An 18,753-nucleotide genomic window follows, 5' to 3' on the forward strand; every position below is an offset into this window, starting at 1 on the left:
CGCTCCGAAATCCGCGGTCCCCACGAGCGGGCCGAAGTCCGCATCTGAAAGTACGATCGACCGCATGGAAGGCGGCCAGGACTCCGTGCTGCTCCCGGCACGGCACAGCGACGACATCACCGACAAGCGTCTGCTGCGCGGCGCGCGCACTCGGGCCACGGTGCTGCGGCAAGCGGTCGACATCGCCTCGCTGGAGGGATTGGACGGCCTCAGCTTCGGCAGGCTGGCCGAGGGCACCGGGTTGAGCAAGGCCGGGATCCAGACCCTCTTCCGCACCAAGGAAGCACTGCAAGTGGCCACCGTGGACTACGCGCGCGAACGGTTCGTTGCGGCGGTCGTCGAACCGGCCCGGTCCGCGCCGCGCGGCGTCGCTCGCCTGCGCGCCTTGGTCGAGCACTGGATGGTCTACGCCGAGACGCCGCTGTTCGCGGGCGGATGCTTCCGTGCCGCCAATATGGCGGGGCACGACAGCAAGCCGGGTCCGGTCCGTGATGCGCTGTTCCGCGATCAGCGGGACTGGGTGCGACTGTTGGCGCGGGAGTTGAGTTCGGCGGCGTCCGCCGGTGAGATCGCCGAGCTGGACGTCGATCTGGTCGCCTTCCAGATCGATGCGGTGCTCTGCGCGACCAATACCGCATTGCGGATCGGCGACCCGGCGGCCGCGGCCCGCGCCCGCCGCATCATCGAGGGATTCCTCGAACCGGCCTGAACAAGCGCAATACGTCCCCGGGTATAACACCAGCCGAATTGTGCGGCCCCCAGGACATTCGGAAACTTCGGACAATACCCCCAGCCGCCTTGTATCTTGCGGACAGCGCGTTCCCACGCGCTTCCGTAAGCAACTCCCCATCCGTCGCCGTTGCCGGAGGGCGCGCAGAAGGGCGGTTCCCCATGAACCACACAGCCGAAGCGACCGGGTTGGAAATCCTAGGTGCGATATTGATGGTGGCCTGGATGGTCGTCATGTGGGCGGCCGTCGCCGTACTGGTCGTCGCGTTGCGTAAACCATTGCGACCATGGATGTTCCGCACCGCACTCGCCGTGATCGCGCTGGGCGTCCTCGCCCAGATCGGTCACTTCCAAGAACACGTCGCTCAGGTCGGGTACTGGATCCAGCACCCGAACGCACCAGCGTGGATGACGCCGTGGGGCACCGGCCTGGCCAACGGATTCGGTCAGGTGAACCACATGAAACCCGCGCTGGGCATGGAGCTGCTGCACTTGGTCGGCAACTTCCACTTCCTCGCCGGACTGGTCGGCGTCGCCCTGGTCACCCACCACGCACTGGAGAGCAAGGCACGCAAGTGGGGCCGAATGGGCGTGCTGATGCAAGGCATCCACGGACTCGAGCATCTCGCACTGACTCTGACGGTCGCGTTCGGCGCCAAGGCGATCGGCTTGTCGACCATCTTCGGCTTGCTCGACCCAGGCGCCGGCGCGTCGACCTACCGCATCTGGTGGCACTTCCTGGCCAACGTGATCGGCACGACCATCTTCGCCATGGCGTTGTACCACCTGTGGCGGGAGCGCGCTGTGATCGAAGCACCGTTCCGCGACGCCGCGGCCGCCGAGCCGAAGCGTGCGCCCGCGGTGGCCAAGGAGCCGGTGGCTCCCGCGTACGCGGCCGTCACCGAAGCCTGATCGAGACCGTTCCCCGCACGCTGATCGTGGCGTGCGCACGCCGAAAGGCTTGCAGGCGTTTCGACGCCGCCATCCAGCCGTGACGGCCAGATCGTCACGGCGATCCGACAGAAGAGGGCGCCCGCCATACGGCGGGCGCCCTTTCGCGTACCCGCCTGTCCCGGGACCCATCGAAATGCGGCCCGAGGTGGTGCGTGCCCACAGGAGCCGTCTGTACGGACGAGCACGGCCGCCGCGCCTCACTCAGCTCAAAGGTGCCGTGCCGTCATGGAGCTCTCCGACAGCCACCATTCCCACCTGTGAGAAAAGCGCTCGACAACAAGCGACCCGTCGATTAATGTGACGTTATCCAACGGCACGATAGATAGGGACTCGCAGATCGGACCACACCGGTCCGATCCCCGATCCCGAGGTGGCGAGATGAACGGACGCGAACGATGACCGGCATCACGCCGCACCAGCGACGGACACAGACCTGGCTCGTCCGCCCGCTGATCGTGAGCGCGATAGCGGCCACGCCGGAAATCCCGGCGCCGGCCGAGGCGCTGGCCGGGCCCGACACCGTCGAGGCACCGCGCCCCGCAGACCCGGGCCGCCACGGATACGACAGGCCGGGCTCTTCCCATCCCGACGACCGGGACCGAGCCGACCGGCACCGCCCCGCGGACGACACCTCCGCGACGGATGCCGCCCCGATCCCTATCCCGCCCACACCTTGCGCGGCAACTCGGACCACCGATGTTCGCCGCACCGCCGCATCCCCAACCGCGCCGCCGCGCACAGCTCCAATCTCGAACGGAGACTTACGATGACCGCCAATTCCACCCGCCACACCGCCGCCCGGCGACTGCTCACCTGCGCCGCGATCGTCGGCGCCCTCACCGCGGGCGCGGCGGGGATCGCCGGCGCCGAGTCGCACTCCGGTCCGTCGAACCCGCGCAACGGCACGGGCGACACCACCGGCTGGCACCACATCGACCCCATGGGCCAGCACCACCGGAACACCGACCGGCTGGACGCCGAGGAGGCCGACCAGGCCGTCCGCGACTACCACCGGCGGCAGAATCAGCCCGCGCCGAGCGGCACCGTCACCGCGGGCACATCCGACAGTGCGAGCTGGTCGCGGGTGGCCCGCCCGGACGGCAGCGGCTACACCGTCTGCCGCCCGCAGGCCAGCTGGTGCCGGTAACCGCGGAGCCGGCCCACACCCCCGCACTCGAAATCTCCGTTACGTCCGCCTGGACTGACCATACCGCTATATAGCGGCGCATTACTTGATGTATCACCATCCCGGAAATCCACTCCGGCCGGGATAGCTCACGAAAGAGAAACACACATGATCAACTTCAGCGGGCTTCGCCGGGCGCGCAGCGACAAGCGCGGCGCCACGGCACAGACGCTCACCCTGCTGGCGGCGGCAGCGGTGGCGGCGGGCGGCCTGAGTCTCGGCGCGGGCACCGCCGAGGCTCAGGGCGCTGCCTGCCTGTGGGCCGGGGGAGCCTACGGCCAAGGCACGACGGTCGTCGCCGGCGGCTGGACCTTCGCCTGCGGGACCGACGGACACGGCACACCGTACTGGCATCGCGGACACGCGGTGCGGCAGGCGAGCACCGTGCCCAACCCCGGCGCATACGCCCACCCCGCGGGGCTGTTCAGCCCGGGCGCACGCCAGTACGGCACCGAATACAACGACTACTGCGTCGGCAGCCAGCTCATCGAAGGCTCCGAGGACGTCTACCAGGTGGTGTCGGACGGACGCGGCGCGGTGTGGTGGAAAGCCGCCGGGCCGATCGACCAGTGGTCCTTCGATCCGGGTACCGCACCGCAGCCGTCCTGGCGCTCGGCGAGCCTGTGCTATGACGGCTCCCTGACCTGATCGCATCACCGCTTTCCGCACGCCCGTGACCGCCGCGATGGTCACGGGCGTGTTCGCGTTCGCGCGGGCCGCCGCTCGGACTCCAGCCGGATCCGCTCCTCGAGGTGGTCGGGGACGTGCCAGCTGATGTCGGCCCTGGTGGCCGCCATCAGCTTCCTGCGCACGGACGCCACCTGCGCGTCGACAGTCCGGATCGAACTGCCCCGGCGCGCGGCGATGGCGCTGTTGGCCCAGCCTGCCGCGGCCAGCACGGCGACCTCCCGTTCCGCGCGGGTCAACTCCTCCCAGCGCGAAGCCGTCGGCCTGGCTTGCGGACGCGCGTCCGGCAGCTGATCCATCGGCAATCTGCCGAGCAGAAACAGTTGCAGTTCGTCGCGTTCGGGACGCAGCCGGGCCCCGCGCTGGACCGCCGCCGCGTGGGCTTCGGCGCCGATGACGGCGGTGACCGCCGCCACCGCCTGGGCGGTGCCGCGGGCCACCAGTGTCACCCGGTCGGCGACGATGCCCATCGAACGGTGCAGCGTGGCGATTCCGCCCTGCAAATGGGCGATCTCGGTGGCAGCGGCTTTTGCCGCGGCGCTGTCGGTGTCCCCCGCGTCGATCCGGGCGGACAGCAGGTAGGTCAGCGCCATCATGCTGAAATGCGCCACCCAGCCCGCCGTCCAGGTGTCCCCCGTGATCAGCAGGCGCTCCAACGTGGACTGACCGAGTTTCACCGCTTCGCGGGGATCGCCGTGCCGGGACACCGCGATCATCCACGCCAGCTCCGCCCAGGAGATCGCCCAGCCCGCGTCGGAGGCGAGGGCCCGGTCCAGATGCCTGCGCGCGGCCGCCAGCGCGACGTCCGCGTCACCGAGGTTGGCGTAGGTGAGCGCCTCGAACAGTTCGCTGCGCTGTTCCCCGGCTCGGTCGCCCAAGGCGGCGAATTTCTCACGCGCTCTGGCCAGAACGTCCACCGCTCGTATGTCGAGGTGGATCAACAGCAGTTCCAGACCCCAGGTGAACTCGACCGCGGCGGGCAGGCCGACGTCGTCCGACGTCGTGTCACGCCAGCGACGCCGCAGATCCGGGTCGGACAGGCACTCCGCGGCGCATTCGTCGAGCAATTGCGCGGTGTAGGCGTGCCTGCCCTGCCAGATCGCGATCCAGCCCACCAGCGCGGTCGCATTGATCCGCAGCCTGGTCGGCGGCGGGTCCACCTGCGCGGTGACTTCCAGGGCCTGTTCGGTCAGGCTGGTGATGGGGCGGTTGGATCCGGTGATGAACGGCACGCGCAACGCCATCAGTGTCGCGGCGGTCTCCAATCCGACCACGGCCTCCTCCGGATCGGAGAGGCTGGTTTCTACGGCGATGAGGATGTTGTCCCATGCCGCCCGTGCCCAGGCGATCCACTCCTGTTCACCCGGGCCGTACCAGGTCGCCGGGCCCGCGGCGACGCGATCCCGGTAGTGCCGCCGATGGCGGGCGAGCAGGCGCGCCTCGTCCAGGTGATCACCGCGCACGGACAGGCGGTCCCGCACGAACACCCGGACGCTTTCCAACAGGTAGTAGCGCACGGTCGTCGCGGTGAAATGGGCCGACAGCAGCGAGCGTTCCACCAGGCGCTCGAGCAGCCCGCCGATCTCCTCCACGGGCAGCGCGGCGTCCGCGCACACCGCCACGATCGCGTCGAGTTCGGCTCCGCCCGAAGGCGTCTCGTCGTTCTCGGCGTCGCAACCGGTGGCGAACACCGACAACCGGTCCAGCAGCAACTGTTCACGTGCGGTGCACAGCCCGTAGGACCAGGCGATCACGTCGCGCACGCTGCGGTGCCGTTCGCCGACGCCGCCCCTGGCGCCGTGCGTCCACTGGAGGCGGCGATCGTCGGTGTCACCGGACAACTCGCGCAACACGATGGCCGGTGGCCGGTGCAGCAGCCGCGCCGCGGCCAGGCGGATGAACAGCGGGTTGTTGTCGACGTGGCCGCAGATCCGGGTGGCGATGGCGAGCTGTCCGGGGTCTTCGGAGATCGGCCGTCCGGTGCGCTCGGCTCGCCGCCGGAACAGTTCGAGAGCGTGCGGGCTGGACAGTGGTGGCACGGTCACCAGGTATTCATCGATCCAGCCGATCGGCTCGCGGCTGGTCGCGACGATGGTCAAGCCGGGGACTGCCTGCAGCAGGCTGATGATGAGCGGGCCGACCCCGCCGAGCACATGTTCGCAGTTGTCCAGGACCAGAATGGTCCGATGAGCCTCCTCCTCGGCGCCGCCCTCGGTGAAGGTCGCCACCAAGCCGTCCCAGGCGGAGCGGCCTGCGATGCCGTTCTTCGCGACCGATAGCAGCACTTCCTCGGCAACCGCGCCGGTCTCAGCGCCTGCCGCGAGCCGGGCCAGGCGGGTCCAGTAGACCGCGCGCCTCGCCGCACCGCGATACCGTCGCACGGCTTCGACCGCCAACGTCGTCTTGCCGATGCCGCCGGGCCCGACCAGGGTGATCAGCCGGGCGCTCGGCGAGTTCAGCAGGGCGTCGATCTGCCGCAGTTCGGCGTGCCTGCCCACGAACTCAACGGGCGCGGTGGGGCCGTTGCCGCCACCGCTGTTCACCTCCGACATGCCGACACACCTACCGATCCCGAGAAACACCGCTCGAGCAGCCTAGTGGGCGCGGCCGGACAGCAGGGTTCCGCCGTCGCGCCCACGCCTGGGCGCTGAGGAGGCAGCCGTCTACCGATGCCTGCTCCCCCCTTTGCGGCCGCGGCTGGGCCGCCGCTCGGACTCGTACCGGACCCGTTCGGCGAGCTCGTCGGGAATGTGGCCCGCGATCTCGGCGCGCGAGGCGATCATGAGCTTCTGCCGGATCGCGGCGACCTGCGCGTCGACGGTCCGGACGGAGCTGCGCCGACGACCGGCGATGGCGCTGTTGGGCCAGCCCGCCGCCGCGAAGACGGCGACATCCTGCTCGGCTTCCGACAGGTCGCTCCAGCGCGGGACCGGCCGCCGGGACGCGGGCCGGGACGCGGCCGAGCGGTCCGGACGGCGGGAGGCCCGCTCCGGCTCGGTGGCCGGACACCACAGCGCGTCGAGTTCGGGACGCAGCCGCGTGCGGCGTTCGGCGGAGGCGTAGGCCCGGTCGCCGAGCACCGCGCGGGCGATCTCCGCGGCTCTGCGGATCTCGGCGGCGATCAGGGGCACCTGGTCGACGGCGATGCCCATCGAACGCTGACGCGTCTTGAAGCTGCCGAGCAGATAGGCGATCTCCGTCGCGGCCTCGACGGTCGCGGTGCGATCGGCTCCCTCGGCCTGTTCGGCGACGAGGACCTGGGCCCGCGCGACGATGTGCGCCCCCACCGCCCAGCTCGCCGTCCAGGTGTCCTGCTCACCGCGGTAGCGGGTGAGGACAGCGTGGGTCGACGCCACGGCCTCGGCTGCGGATCCGTGCTTGGCCAGCGCCACCGCGCGCGCGATCTCCGCCCATGCTCTCGACAACGTCGAGCCGGAGGACATCGACCGCTCCAGGAACCGCGCGGTGTTCTCCAGCGCCTGTCGCCGGTCGCCGACGAGGGCGGAGCAGAATGCCACGAACACGTCACTGCGCTCGGCGCCGATGCGGTCGCCCTGCTCGGTGAACTTGCGCCGGGCGCGGGTGAGGACCGCGATCGCCCGCGGATCGCCGCGCACCAGCATCAGCTCGAGTCCCAACATCCATTCCACCGGTGCGGGCAGGCCGAAATCCGTGTCGGTGTAGCGCGGGCCCGCTCCAGGGGGGAGGCCGGCGCAGTCCGCGAGCAATCGGGGAATGTGATCGGTGTGCCCCCGCCACAACGAGATCCAGCCGAGCAGCGCGGTGGCCAGGTCGGCGAGGCCGGAGGGACCGAGGCCGCAGGACCGGGTCGCTTCGAGTGCGCGTTCGGTCAACCGGGTGAGCGCGCCCGCGCCCGACTTGACGTACGGCACCTTCATCGAGAGCAGGACGGTGGCGGTCTCCAACGCGACCACGGCCTCCGCCGGGTCGGCCAAGCCCGATTCGATGCCGAGCACGATGTCGTTCCAGGCCGATCGCGCCCACGCCAGCCAGGCCTGATCCTGCGGGCCGAGCCAGATGGCCTGTCCGGCGACCACCTTGTCCCGGAAGTACCGGCGGTGCCGCGCGGCGAGGCGATCGAATTCACCGCGGTCACGGCGGCGCAGCCGGTCGCGGGCGAACACGCGGACACTCTCGACCAGGTACCAGCTGACCGTGGTCGCGGTGAGATGCGCCGACAGCAGCGACTGTTCGGTCAGGCGCTCCAGCAGGTGTTCGATCGAACGCACGGGCAGGGTGTCGTCGGCGCACACCGCGATCGCGGCGTCGAGCTCGATGCCGCCGCGCAGCGACTCGTCGTCGGTCTCGTACCCGGCGGCGAAGACCGACAGCCGCTCCAGCAGCAACTGCTCGGACGGGCTGCACAATGCGAAGGACCAGGCGACCACGTCGTAGACGCCGCGGTGACGCTCCTCGGCGCCCGCCTTCGCCCCGTGGGTCCAGCGCAGGCGTTTGTCGTCCGCGTCCCCGGTGAGTTCGCGCAGCACCCGGACCGGCGGCTGGTGCCGCAGGCGCGCCGCGGCCAGCCGGATGAACAGCGGGTTGTGGTCGACTCGGCGGCAGATCCGCGCGGCGACGGCCATCTGCTCGCGCTCGTCCGGGATCGCCCGTCCGATGAGTTCGGCGCGCTGCCGGAACAATTCGAGCGACTGCCGCGGCGAGAGCGGGGGCACGGCCACGATGTACTCGTCGGCCCAGCCGATCGGTTCCCGGCTGGTGGCCAGGATCGTCAGCCCGGGTGCGGCCTCCAGCAACTCGGCGATCATCGCCGCGACCGCACCGAGCAGATGTTCACAGTTGTCCAGCACCAGGACCGCGCCCTCGGCGGAACGGTCACCGCTGGCGAGGGTGCGCACCAGGGCGGCGCGTGTCGGTGGCGAACTCGGGTCGGTGCGCACCGCCGACTGCATCACGTCCTGCGCGGTGGCGGAGCTGTCGGCCTCCAGCCCGGCCAGCCGCGCCCAGTACACCGGCCTGTGCCTGCCGCGCGCGCTGCGGCGCAGTACTTCCGCGGCTAATCGCGTCTTTCCGATCCCGCCGGGGCCGACCAGGGTGATCAGCCGGGCGTCGCCGTCCAGCATCGCGCCCAGCCGGTCCAATTCCGTTTCGCGGCCGACGAATTCACTGGTGGATGCAGGCAGCACGTCGCCACGTGCCTGAACCAGGGGCATAAAACGAAAGTTAGCCGACGACGCGGCAACGCGCTCGACAATCAGAGGTTACGTCTGGACGACACCGGCGGCTTTCGCGCGCGGTGAGACCCATTTCGCACTTCCCGCGCCGGATTGCTACCCGGTGGGGGCCATCTGCTGGTAATGCATCTGGACCACCGCGCTGTCGAAGGTCATCACGTCGACCAGTTGCAGCCCCGACACCACCGCGGGCGTCGGGAACAGCGGGATCCCGCCGCCGAGCAGGATGGGGTGCACGAACAACCGGTACTCATCGATCAGGTCGTGCTTCATGAAGGCCGATGCCGTCTCCGCGCCGCCGAACAGGATCATGTCGTATCCCGGCTGCGCGCGTAACGCGGTGATCTCCTCGACGAGGTCGTCCCGGACCACCCGGGTGTTCCAGCCCGCGGTGGCCATGGTGCGAGAGAAGACCAGTTTGGGCGTCTGCTTCCAGCAGCGCGCGAAATCCACGTAGAACTCCGAGATCGCGGGATCCACATCGGCGGTCGGCCAGAACGACGCCATGATCTCGTAGGTCTTGCGGCCGTAGAGGAACAGGTCGGCCGAGCGCAATTCGTCCAGAAACGACTCGCACAGTTCCTCGTCCACCACCGGCCAGTGGATTTCCTGATCCGGCCCCTCCGCGAAGCCGTCGAGCGACATCTGCATCCACAGTGTCACGCTTCCCATGTGCCCACACCCATCCTGCTGCCCTTGTGCGACTTTCAGATTGTCGGGGAGTGCGACACTTCGGCGCATCGGTAGATCAGCCGGAGACATACTTAAGTAGTCGGCCGTAGGTGGTCGGCGCACACTGGGAACGCGCGCAGACGACACCAATATACCGCTGAGCAACGGCACGTTACTGCCCCGTATTGCCAACAATGGGAATCTGAAACAGAAATACTTCTGGCCCGACGGGTGAAGCGTGCCGGGTGACCGATCACCCCTCCGGCAGCGCCTCCGAAAGCTCGGTGTCCTGGTCGAGATACCTTGCGACGAGCTGGTTCACGAGTTCGGCGACGATTTCCGCAGGAACGGACCTGGTCGCTTCCAGCCGCTGCGCCAGCTCGGCGACCTCCGCCGGGCCGCGAGCGGAATCCTGGAACGACGCCAACGCGGTCCGGCGGAAGAAATCCATGTAGCGGTGGGCGATCCGATCCGCGTCGGCGCGCAGCTTCTCCAGCTCGCCGAGCACCTCCGCGGCCGGGATGCCCGCGGAGGCCATGCGGTCGACACTGTGGGCCAGACGGCGATCCGCGATCCGGTAGGTCGCCGCGTCGACGGGCTCGTACAGACCCGCCGCGACGACGCGCGCCAGGCCGTTGGGCACGTCGCGATAGCGCTCGGCGAGTTCGGTCGCCGCGATGGTGTCCCCGGCCTCGACGACGGCCGGCTCGGCCGCGCCGGGCTCGCCGACCCCGAGAATGTCCCCCAAGTCGTCACCGCGGTCCCAGGCGTTGAGCAATTCCTTGATGCCGTTGATTTTGATCCCACGGTCGAGCAGTCTGCTGATGGTCCGCACGCGATTGAGGTGGTCGGCGCCGTAGAACCCGGTACGCCCCTTCACCTGCGGGGGCGGCAGCACACCGCGTTCGTGGTAAACGCGCAGGCTGCGCACGGTCGTACCGGCCTCCCGCGCCAGCTCGTCGATCGTGTACTCCACACCCGCAGTCATACTTCAAGGAAACCACATCGCAACACGGAGCGACCGCCGGTGGCGGCCGTTGTCCGGGCGACCGACCGGTCTCTAGCGACAAACCAGCAAACATCGTCGGCGTGGTGTGGAGCCGCCCTCGGCACACACGTCCGGCGAGGGTCCTTCCCGCCCCTGGAAATCCGCTCCGTGCCCGCTTTTTCCGCTGCGCCTATCCTTCCGGCATGGGTGAATCCGCGGGTCCCCCGGCCAGTCTCGCCGACCGCGAGCGCGCGATGCGTGAGCTGACCCAGCATCTGGGCGCGGGCAGATTGAGCCTGACCGAGTTCGACGACCTCAGCGCGGCCGTCGCGGCCGCGACCAGCCGGAGTCAGCTGGCCGAACTGTTCGCCGAGCTGCCGGGCAGCACACCGCCCGCGCCCGAGCCCACGCCGGTCAACCCCCTGCCCCGCCTGGTCGTTCTCGCCGGGGCGGCCGTGATCTTCTCGGTGGTGCTCGCGGTGACCACGGGCAACTGGCTGTGGCTGCTGGTGATCCTGGCCGCGCCCGCGCTTTTCATGCTCACCGCGCACACGACCTGAGGCCGGTCACCACCTCGACTTCGGCCGCACGAAATTGGCCAGATCGACCAGCCGATAGCGGTGCAGGCGATGCGGGGAGATCCGCGCGAGCGCCCGCAGGCTCGACTCGAGCCCCCGTTGCAGCCCGAGCGAGGTGAACGGGAAGCTGAGCAGCGTCGCCTCCGGATCGGCCGACCGGCCGCCCGCGCGCACCCACTCCAGCGCCGCCCCCACCACGATGACCTGTAATTGCAGCGCCCGTGGTTCGTCCGGCGCGGCATCCAGCCGCGCCGCCGCCTCCAGCAGGTCGGCCTCGGTCGTCTCGGCGATCGGTTGCGAGACCAGCAGCAGGCACCCGGTCATGCGGGCCACGCTCTGATACCGCGACGCCTCCGGCACCTGATCGAGGACCTCCACGGCCTCCAGCAACCCGCCGTCGGCGGCGAGCCTGCGTGCCAGGCCGAAGGCCGCGCTCACGACGCCGTGGTTGGTCCGCCACACCGTGCGGTAGTACTCCTCGGCGAGCCGATGCCAGTGGTCGCCGGCGGAGTCGCCGAGATGCTGGAGGGTGAGTTCCGCGGTGGCCGCCAGCGCCAGCGCGGGAGCGATCTCGCCGGGCAGCATGTCGTGCACCAGGTCGAAGTATTCGTAGGCGCGCTCGTACTGTCCGTCCAGCAGGGCGGCGACGGCGGAGTACCACTCGAGGCGCCAGTCCGTGCCGTAGTCGGGCCGCAGATCGGCGAGCCGATCGCAGGCCTGCACCACCTCACCCAGATCCAGGTGCGCGCGCACCGCGGTCAGCGTGCCCTCCAGTTCGAACGTCTCCGGCTCGGGGATCGTCCCGGAGACGATCCGGTCGGCGGTGCGGCGCAGCGCGTCCAGTGCGTGCCTGGGGTCGCCGTGCAGCAGCGTGGACAGCAGGTCCGCGCTGGGGTCCTCGCTGTCGATCAGCGGAACCGGCAGGGCCGCGACGACGCTCGGCGCGTCCAGGGCGGGCAGGCGATGCCGTCCGTCGGTCATGCCGTCGGTCTGCCCGATCAACGTCTCGATGCCGAAATCGCCGCGCATGGCGCCGAATTCCAGCGACGCCTGCGGATGTTCCTTACCGGTGTCGTAGGCCAGCACCATGCGCAGGACCCCGGCGAGCTGGCCGTACATCGAGTAGGCGGTCGGGAAGCGGCGGCGCGGATCCCGATCGGTCGCGCGGCGCAGCAGCCGGTACAAAGCCGGGTAGTCGCGCAGCAGTGGCTCCTCGTCCGGCGAAGGGATGCCGGGCAGCTGGTGGCCCTCGGTATTCTTGGGCATGTCCAGCACCAGGGCGGCCAGCGTCCGTCCGACGGTGTAGATGTCCGAGGCCACCGTCGGACCGGTCTCGGTGATCTCGGGCGCTTGGTAGCCCGGGGTGCCGTAGATGCTGCCGTAGGACTCCATCGCGGCGACCGCGCCGAGGTCGATCAGCTTGACCTCGTCCTCGCTGACCATGATGTTGTCCGGCTTGAGATCGTTGTAGGCCAACCCGAACGAGTGCAGGTAGTCCAGCGCGGGCAGGATCTCCATCATGAAGGCGATCGCCTCGGACACCGGAATGCGCTCCGGCGCACGCAGATCCAGCATCTTCTTCAGCGATCGCCCGCCGACGTACTCCATGACGATGTAGCCGTCGGCCACATCGCGCCCGGAACGATGCTTGACGAAGTTGTGGATCTTGACGATGCCGGGGTAGGCCACTTCGGAGAGGAATTGGCGTTCGGCGAGGGCGACCACGTGCGCCTCGAAGTCGAGCGGGTTCTGCAGCCCCTTCAGCACCACCCAGCGGTCGCTCACATTGCGATCGACCGCCAGGTAGATCCATCCCAACCCGCCGTGGGCCAGACAGCCCTGGACCTCGTACTGGTCGGCGACCATCTCCCCCGGCTGCAGCGAGGGCCGGAAGTTGAACGGTGAGGCGCATCGGCCGCACTCACCCTCCACGGGGCCCGGCCCGGCTTCGGTAGTACGGCCGACGGGATGCTGACATTTCCAGCAGAACCGTTTGTGCTCGGGCACTTCCGGGTCCTGCATGACCGCGGTGCGCGGATCGAGCGGGCTCACCTTGGGCATGGACACCAGACCGCCGCCCAATCTGCGCACGCTCGGCCGCGAGCGCGCGCTGCGCCCGGAACCGGGTTCGGACTCGAGTGCGCCGAGCAACAGCTCGGCGGTGCCGATGGTGTGTTCCCCGCCGACATCCGGGCTGGTCGCCGGCGCGACGGTGCCGGGAACCGAGTCGACGGCCACGGCACGTGGCTCGACATACCGCGGTGTCGACCACGGATTGGGTGGTAGTCGTGGAGGCACCTCGGTTTTGAGCAGATGCCGAGTTGCCCAGGGGTGCGAGGTTCGCCGGGGCACTTCGGTGCCGCGCATTCGCCGATTCGCCCACGGATGCGCAAGTGGACGGTCGGATGCGCTGGGGTGCTCCGGCATACGAACCTCTCAGACCCGCCGTGGAATCGCGGTTTCATTCTGGTCCGCCGCCTGTCGTCGCGCGCGAGTAGTGTTCCCGACATTGGGAATAGATCCGCCCCGGGCGAACAGCCCGGGGCGGATACTGCTTCACTCTTCGTCGGGCTTGTCGAGAATCACCACCGGGTCACCGCCGCCCTGCGCCTGCAGCGGCCGCTCGGCCAGGACCGGGAACTGACCGGTGATGCCTTGACGGATCTGCGCGATCTGCAGCACCCGCTTGCGGGCGAGGAACCAGCCGCCCACGAGCGCGGGAACCATGATGACGACCATCGCGATCACCGCGCCGCGCTGGACGTGGTCGTCACTGAAGGCCATCAGCACCACCACGGCCGCCAGGAACACCAGCGTCGCGAAGCTCGTGTACGGCGCGCCGATCAGGCGGAAGGACGGCCGCTCCGCACGCCCGGTCTTGGACCAGCGCCACAGCTGCAGCTGACAGATCACGATGGCGGCCCACGCGAAAATGGTGCCCAGCGCCGACATGTTCAGCACGATCTCGAACGCCTGCTCCGGCACCACCGCGTTCAGGCCGACGCCGATGAGCGCAACCGCACCGGTGGCGAGGATGCCGACGTAGGGCACGCCGCCGCCGGACATCCGCGCCGCGATGGTGGGCGCGCTGCCGTTCATCGACATCGAGCGCAGGATGCGGCCGGTCGAGTAGAGGCCGGCGTTCAGGCTGGAGAACGCCGCGGTCAGCACCACGAGGTTCATCACAGACCCCGCGCCGTCCACGCCGAGCCGCGAGAAGAAGGTGACGAAGGGACTCTCCCCGTTCTTGAAAGCGGTGTACGGCAGCAGCAACGCGAGCAGGACCAGCGAACCCACGTAGAACAGCGCGATCCGGGCGATCACCGAGTTGATCGCGCGCGGCATGATCTTCTCGGGGTTCTCCGCCTCACCGGCCGCGGTGCCGACCAGTTCGACCGCCGCGTAAGCGAAGACCACACCGGTGGTGACCAGGACGAGCGGAAGCAACCCGCTGGGGAACAGCCCGCCGCTGTCGGCGATGACACTCGGGCCGGTGACCTGGCCGTCGACCTTGAAGCGTCCCGCGAGGAACACCGTTCCTACGATCAGGAAGGTGACCAGCGCGATCACCTTGATCAGCGCGGCCCAGAACTCGAGCTCGCCGAACCACTTCACCGACACGAGGTTGATGCTCACCACGAGGGCGAGGGAGACCAGGGCGATCGCCCACTGCGGTATCGCCTCGAACGCTCCCCAGTAATGGACATAGGTCGCGATGGCGGTGATATCTACGATCCCGGTCATGCACCAGTGGAAGAAGTACATCCACCCGACAGCGAATGCCAGTTTCTCGCCGTAGAACTCGCGGGCGTAGGAGACGAACGATCCCGAGGAGGGGCGATGCAGCACCAGCTCACCGAGCGCCCGCAGGATGAAGAACACGAACACGCCACAGATGGCGTACACGATGAACAGACCCGGGCCCGCACTGGCCAGTCGGCCACCCGCACCGAGGAACAACCCGGTACCGATCGCACCACCGATCGCGATCATCTGCAGTTGGCGCGGGCGCAGCGATTTGTGATAGCCCGAGTCCTCGTCTTCGAGCGCGGCAGCCTGCGCGGGCGCCTCCGCGGGTGGTCGAACTGTGGTCATGGCGATGGCCTTTCAGGTGACGGCGATCATAACTTCGCTCAATGTACCGTTATATAGCAGCACGTTCAATAGCGATTCGCGGCTTGTAACACGCTGGACATCAAAGACTTCGAAAAAGGGCATCCGATCAGCGTCGATCCGTGATTCGATCGTTGATCGTGCCAACGGATATCGGTACGCTAGATGCGAGAACGGATGAGGGAGCGCAGATGGCTTGGTTCGAGCGGGAGTTCATCGCGGTCCCCGAGGACCGCAAGAACCAGCTGGTCTACAAGTGGCCGGATGTCAACATCCGCCGCTACACCCGTGCGATGGTCAATGCCGACGAGCTCGCGCTCTTCGTCAAAGCCGGGCGCGTGGTCGCCGCGATGGGCCCGGGGCGCCATCGCATCGATGCCGACGAACTGCCCGTGCTCGGCGCGCTCGTCGACACCGTCACCGGCGGCAACTTCTACCGCGCCGAACTGTATTTCGTCTCCACCAGAGAGTTCCCCGGGATTCGCTTCGGCGGACGGCTGGCCGACATCCTCGATCCGGTCAGCGAGCAGGTGGTGACTCTGCGCGTCTTCGGCGAGTTCGCCCTCACCGTCCGCGATCCGGCCGAACTGCTCACCGCGCTGGCGGGTACCGGCGATCTCACCGATCAGGATCGGGTGCAGAGCTGGTGCGCCGACTTGTTGTTGAAGTCCATGAAGATTGCGGTCACGCAGGGCATCTCACGTGGCGACTGGCAGGTGCTCGGCCTCTCGGCGCAGTTGCAGCCGATCGAGCACGCCGTGCTGCGCCAGACCAATACCGCGCTCTACGACTACGGGCTGCGCGTGCCGCGGATGGGCAACTTCGACATCAGTCTGGCGCCGGAAGACGCCGACCGGCTCAAGCGCCTGGCCAAGGACGTCAAGTACATCGGTCTCACCGGTGACTTCCAGCGTTACGCCGCGGGCGAGCTCGCACTCGGCGCGAGCCAAGGCTTCGCACACGGCCACCACCACGGCGCCGAAGGCGGATTCCTCGGCGCGGCATTGAGTTTGAACGCCATCGGCCATCATGTCGGCAACCCCTCCCCCGCGCCGCAATTGCCGGCCGCGGCGCCGCAGACGAGCGGGACATCCTGCGCCACCTGCCAGTCCGCGAATCCGGCGGGTGCGAAGTTCTGTATCAACTGCGGGACTCGCCTGGCACCGCAGCCGCGACACTGCCCGAACTGCGGCGCGGAATCGAGCCCGAACGCCAAGTTCTGCGGCGCCTGCGGAACGCCGATGCCCGGAGGCTGACGCCGAGCGCGCCTGCCTCCGGGCATCGTGCGGTCGATCAGCCCGCGACCGTCGGTGCGACCGCCGTCGACTCACCGCCGCTCACCATGCCGCGGACCTGCCGCGCCGCCACCGAGAGCGCGGCGAGATCCTGCGTTTCGGCGGCGAAGATCTGCGCCAGCGACGCACCCGCACGGGCCAGCCGCGACCGGTTGGTCGACTCCCAGTAGGCGATCTTCTCGGCGGTGCTGTCCTGCGGTTCGGTCGCGGTCAGCACATCGAGGGTCAGCGACCGCAGCGAATCGTAGAGATCCTCGCGGACCGCCAGCCGCGCCAGCGCCCGCCAGCGCCCGCCACGCTCCAACTTGCCCACCGCGGTGAGCAGGCGTTCGATCTGGAAGTGCTCGTTGAGCGCGTAGTACAGCACCGCGACCTCCGCGGGATCGCGCTCGGCGATCTCGGCCAGGTCCAGCACGTCCAGCAGCGGGAAGCGGTGGATCAAACCGAACACCTCTTCGGCCAGCTCTCGCGGCGCACCCCGGGAGATCGACCGCCGGGAGCGTTCGGCGAGATCGTCGGTGAGATAGCCGGTCAGCCACGCGGGCACCTGTCCCGACAGCGCACGCACGCCGTCGCGGTACCTGGCGATGTCCGCGCCGATCGCGATCGGCTGCGGCCGGTTGGACAGCAGCCAGCGCGATGCCCGGTCCAAGGTGCGCTTGGTCTCCAATTCCAGCTCGTTGCGCGCCGCCGTGGACATGGGCGTCTGCCTGATCGACTCCCAGAGCGCGTGCAGATCGAAGATCTCCACCGCGGCCTTGTACGCGCGCACCGCGTCGTCGGTGGTCGCCCCGGCCTCTTCCGCGAGGCGGAACGCGTAGGTGATCCCGCCGTAGTCCACCATCTCGTTGACCACGACGGTGGCCACGATCTCCCGCCGCAGCGGGTGCCTGCCGATAGCCGAGGCGAACCGCTCCCGCAGCGGAGCGGGGAAGTAGGCGGGCAGCACCGACGCGAACGCCGCGCTGTCGAGCAGGTCGCCCGCCAGCAGGTCGGACTTGAGCGACAGCTTCACGTGCGCCATCAGATTGGCCAGCTCGGGCGAGGTGAGCCCGGTCCCTTCGGCGGCGCGCCGGGCCAGCTCCGCCTCGGTCGGCAGCGCCTCCAGCTCGCGGTCCAGACCGCGACGCTGTTCCAGGTCGTTGATCATCCTGGCGTGCACGCCGGACATGCCCGCCGCGTCGGCGCGCGACATCCCCAGCCGGAAATTCTGCGAGATGTTGTCGCGCATGACGAGCTCGGCGACTTCGTCTGTCATCGAGGCCAGCAGCGGATTGCGCTCGGCGACGGCGAGTTCACCGCTGGAGACGACGGCGTCGAGCAGGATCTTGATGTTGACCTCGTGGTCGGAGCAGTCCACGCCCGCCGAGTTGTCCAGCGCGTCGGTGTTCATCCGCCCGCCGGCCCGGCAGAACTCGATGCGGCCCAGCGCTGTCGCGCCGAGGTTGCCGCCCTCGCCGATCACCTTGACCCGCAGCCGGTCTGCGTTCACGCGGACCGCGTCGTTGGACTTGTCGCCCACTTCGGCGTTGGTCTCGATGCTCGCCTTGATGTAGGTGCCGATACCGCCGTTCCACAGCAGGTCGACCGGGGCGAGCAGGATCGCTTTGATCATCTCCGGCGGGGAGAGGGTGGTCACGCTCGCGGGCAGGTCGAGTGCCGCGCGTACCTCCGGCGTCACCGGGATCGCTTTGGCGGAGCGGTCGTAGACGCCGCCGCCGGGGCTGATCAGGGAGGTGTCGTAGTCGGCCCACGACGACCTCGGCAACGCGAACATCCGCTGCCGCTCCCGGAACGAACGCGCCGCATCAGGATCCGGATCGAGGAAAATGTGACGGTGATCGAACGCGGCCACCAAACGAATGTGCTCCGACAACAACATCCCGTTACCGAACACATCACCGCTCATGTCACCGACACCGACCACAGTGAAATCCTGCGACTGCGTATCGAGCTCCATCTCACGGAAATGCCGCTTGACGCTCTCCCAAGCACCCTTGGCAGTGATGCCCATCGCCTTGTGGTCGTAACCGGCCGACCCACCCGAGGCGAACGCATCACCCAGCCAGAACCCATAACTCTGCGCCACATCATTGGCGATATCGGAGAACGACGCAGTGCCCTTGTCCGCCGCGACCACGAGATAGGTGTCATCACCATCGCGGCGCACCACCTGTGCGGGCGGAAGCACTTCGCCGGTCGCGCGGTCGACGTTGAGTTCCTAACGGATGTCAACTCAGTAGAGTCTTCTCGCTGCTGCGTTGTGTGGCTCGGTGCGTCGTGAGGTCGAAGCACCCGCTCGGCCGGTCGTGCGTCGCGTGACCCGGATTTCGGCAGG

Annotated in this window: 12 protein-coding genes and 1 pseudogene; 6 read left to right on the forward strand and 7 right to left on the reverse strand. The window is 68.7% G+C overall.

The annotated features are described in order from the left end of the window. The first annotated feature begins 64 nt into the window (after window positions 1-64). The 4 genes from GVY39_RS23590 to GVY39_RS23605 all read left to right on the forward strand — a co-directional run bounded on the left by GVY39_RS23590 (window position 65) and on the right by GVY39_RS23605 (window position 3,517). A complete protein-coding gene (locus GVY39_RS23590) occupies window positions 65-709 on the forward strand; it encodes a TetR/AcrR family transcriptional regulator (protein WP_159928004.1) in 645 nt (214 codons plus the stop codon). Between the two features lie 182 nt (window positions 710-891). Then, window positions 892-1,641, forward strand: coding sequence for a DUF6008 family protein (locus GVY39_RS23595; protein ID WP_201295314.1), 750 nt, complete (start codon window positions 892-894; stop codon window positions 1,639-1,641). An 808-nt stretch (window positions 1,642-2,449) separates the two neighbouring features. Further along, window positions 2,450-2,830, forward strand: coding sequence for a hypothetical protein (locus tag GVY39_RS23600; protein WP_159928002.1), 381 nt, complete (start codon window positions 2,450-2,452; stop codon window positions 2,828-2,830). Between the two features lie 147 nt (window positions 2,831-2,977). Next, complete coding sequence (locus tag GVY39_RS23605; RefSeq protein ID WP_159928000.1) at window positions 2,978-3,517, forward strand: hypothetical protein; 540 nt, start codon at window positions 2,978-2,980, stop codon at window positions 3,515-3,517. A gap of 41 nt (window positions 3,518-3,558) precedes the next feature. On the opposite strand, the gene GVY39_RS23610 is transcribed toward GVY39_RS23605, so the two are convergent. From GVY39_RS23610 to GVY39_RS23625, 4 genes are all read right to left on the reverse strand, one after another. Next, entirely contained in the window at window positions 3,559-6,108 is a 2,550-nt protein-coding gene (locus GVY39_RS23610) for an AAA family ATPase (RefSeq protein ID WP_159927998.1), read from the reverse strand. A 111-nt stretch (window positions 6,109-6,219) separates the two neighbouring features. Further along, a complete protein-coding gene (locus GVY39_RS23615) occupies window positions 6,220-8,748 on the reverse strand; it encodes an AAA family ATPase (RefSeq protein ID WP_159927996.1) in 2,529 nt (842 codons plus the stop codon). 117 nt (window positions 8,749-8,865) lie between these two features. After that, the gene (locus GVY39_RS23620; RefSeq protein ID WP_236565618.1) at window positions 8,866-9,441 is read right to left on the reverse strand and encodes a dihydrofolate reductase family protein; all 576 of its coding nucleotides are present in this window, start codon (window positions 9,439-9,441) and stop codon (window positions 8,866-8,868) included. A gap of 253 nt (window positions 9,442-9,694) precedes the next feature. Next, a complete protein-coding gene (locus tag GVY39_RS23625; protein ID WP_159927994.1) occupies window positions 9,695-10,429 on the reverse strand; it encodes a MerR family transcriptional regulator in 735 nt (244 codons plus the stop codon). A gap of 203 nt (window positions 10,430-10,632) precedes the next feature. On the opposite strand from GVY39_RS23625, the gene GVY39_RS23630 reads away from it, so the two are divergent. Beyond that, window positions 10,633-10,989, forward strand: coding sequence for a DUF1707 domain-containing protein (locus tag GVY39_RS23630; protein WP_159927992.1), 357 nt, complete (start codon window positions 10,633-10,635; stop codon window positions 10,987-10,989). A 6-nt stretch (window positions 10,990-10,995) separates the two neighbouring features. Here the strand turns inward: GVY39_RS23630 and GVY39_RS23635 are convergent, their stop codons facing one another. Beyond that, on the reverse strand, window positions 10,996-13,434 hold the full coding sequence (locus GVY39_RS23635; protein WP_159927990.1) for a serine/threonine-protein kinase: 2,439 nt from the start codon (window positions 13,432-13,434) through the stop codon (window positions 10,996-10,998). Window positions 13,435-13,563: 129 nt separating this feature from the next. Next, window positions 13,564-15,102, reverse strand: a complete 1,539-nt coding sequence (locus GVY39_RS23640) for an amino acid permease (RefSeq protein ID WP_159927988.1) — start codon at window positions 15,100-15,102, stop codon at window positions 13,564-13,566. Window positions 15,103-15,311: 209 nt separating this feature from the next. On the opposite strand from GVY39_RS23640, the gene GVY39_RS23645 reads away from it, so the two are divergent. Continuing rightward, entirely contained in the window at window positions 15,312-16,376 is a 1,065-nt protein-coding gene (locus GVY39_RS23645; RefSeq protein WP_159927986.1) for an SPFH domain-containing protein, read from the forward strand. A 37-nt stretch (window positions 16,377-16,413) separates the two neighbouring features. Here the strand turns inward: GVY39_RS23645 and GVY39_RS23650 are convergent. Then, window positions 16,414-18,630, reverse strand: a pseudogene (locus GVY39_RS23650) (NAD-glutamate dehydrogenase domain-containing protein); the annotation flags it as partial. Window positions 18,631-18,753 lie beyond the last annotated feature (123 nt).

It is taken from the genome of Nocardia sp. CY15, assembly GCF_009829295.1.
GTDB classification, from domain to species: Bacteria; Actinomycetota; Actinomycetes; order Mycobacteriales; family Mycobacteriaceae; genus Nocardia; species Nocardia sputi.

Bases quoted from the DNA above. Each gene is read 5' to 3' on its own strand.
- GVY39_RS23590 (WP_159928004.1), top strand. From the start codon at position 65: ATGGAAGGCGGCCAGGACTCCGTGCTGCTCCCGGCACGGCACAGCGAC.
- GVY39_RS23595 (WP_201295314.1), top strand. From the start codon at position 892: ATGAACCACACAGCCGAAGCGACCGGGTTGGAAATCCTAGGTGCGATA.
- GVY39_RS23600 (WP_159928002.1), top strand. From the start codon at position 2,450: ATGACCGCCAATTCCACCCGCCACACCGCCGCCCGGCGACTGCTCACC.
- GVY39_RS23605 (WP_159928000.1), top strand. From the start codon at position 2,978: ATGATCAACTTCAGCGGGCTTCGCCGGGCGCGCAGCGACAAGCGCGGC.
- GVY39_RS23610 (WP_159927998.1), bottom strand. From the start codon at position 6,108: ATGTCGGAGGTGAACAGCGGTGGCGGCAACGGCCCCACCGCGCCCGTT.
- GVY39_RS23615 (WP_159927996.1), bottom strand. From the start codon at position 8,748: ATGCCCCTGGTTCAGGCACGTGGCGACGTGCTGCCTGCATCCACCAGT.
- GVY39_RS23620 (WP_236565618.1), bottom strand. From the start codon at position 9,441: ATGGGAAGCGTGACACTGTGGATGCAGATGTCGCTCGACGGCTTCGCG.
- GVY39_RS23625 (WP_159927994.1), bottom strand. From the start codon at position 10,429: ATGACTGCGGGTGTGGAGTACACGATCGACGAGCTGGCGCGGGAGGCC.
- GVY39_RS23630 (WP_159927992.1), top strand. From the start codon at position 10,633: ATGGGTGAATCCGCGGGTCCCCCGGCCAGTCTCGCCGACCGCGAGCGC.
- GVY39_RS23635 (WP_159927990.1), bottom strand. From the start codon at position 13,434: ATGCCGGAGCACCCCAGCGCATCCGACCGTCCACTTGCGCATCCGTGG.
- GVY39_RS23640 (WP_159927988.1), bottom strand. From the start codon at position 15,102: ATGACCACAGTTCGACCACCCGCGGAGGCGCCCGCGCAGGCTGCCGCG.
- GVY39_RS23645 (WP_159927986.1), top strand. From the start codon at position 15,312: ATGGCTTGGTTCGAGCGGGAGTTCATCGCGGTCCCCGAGGACCGCAAG.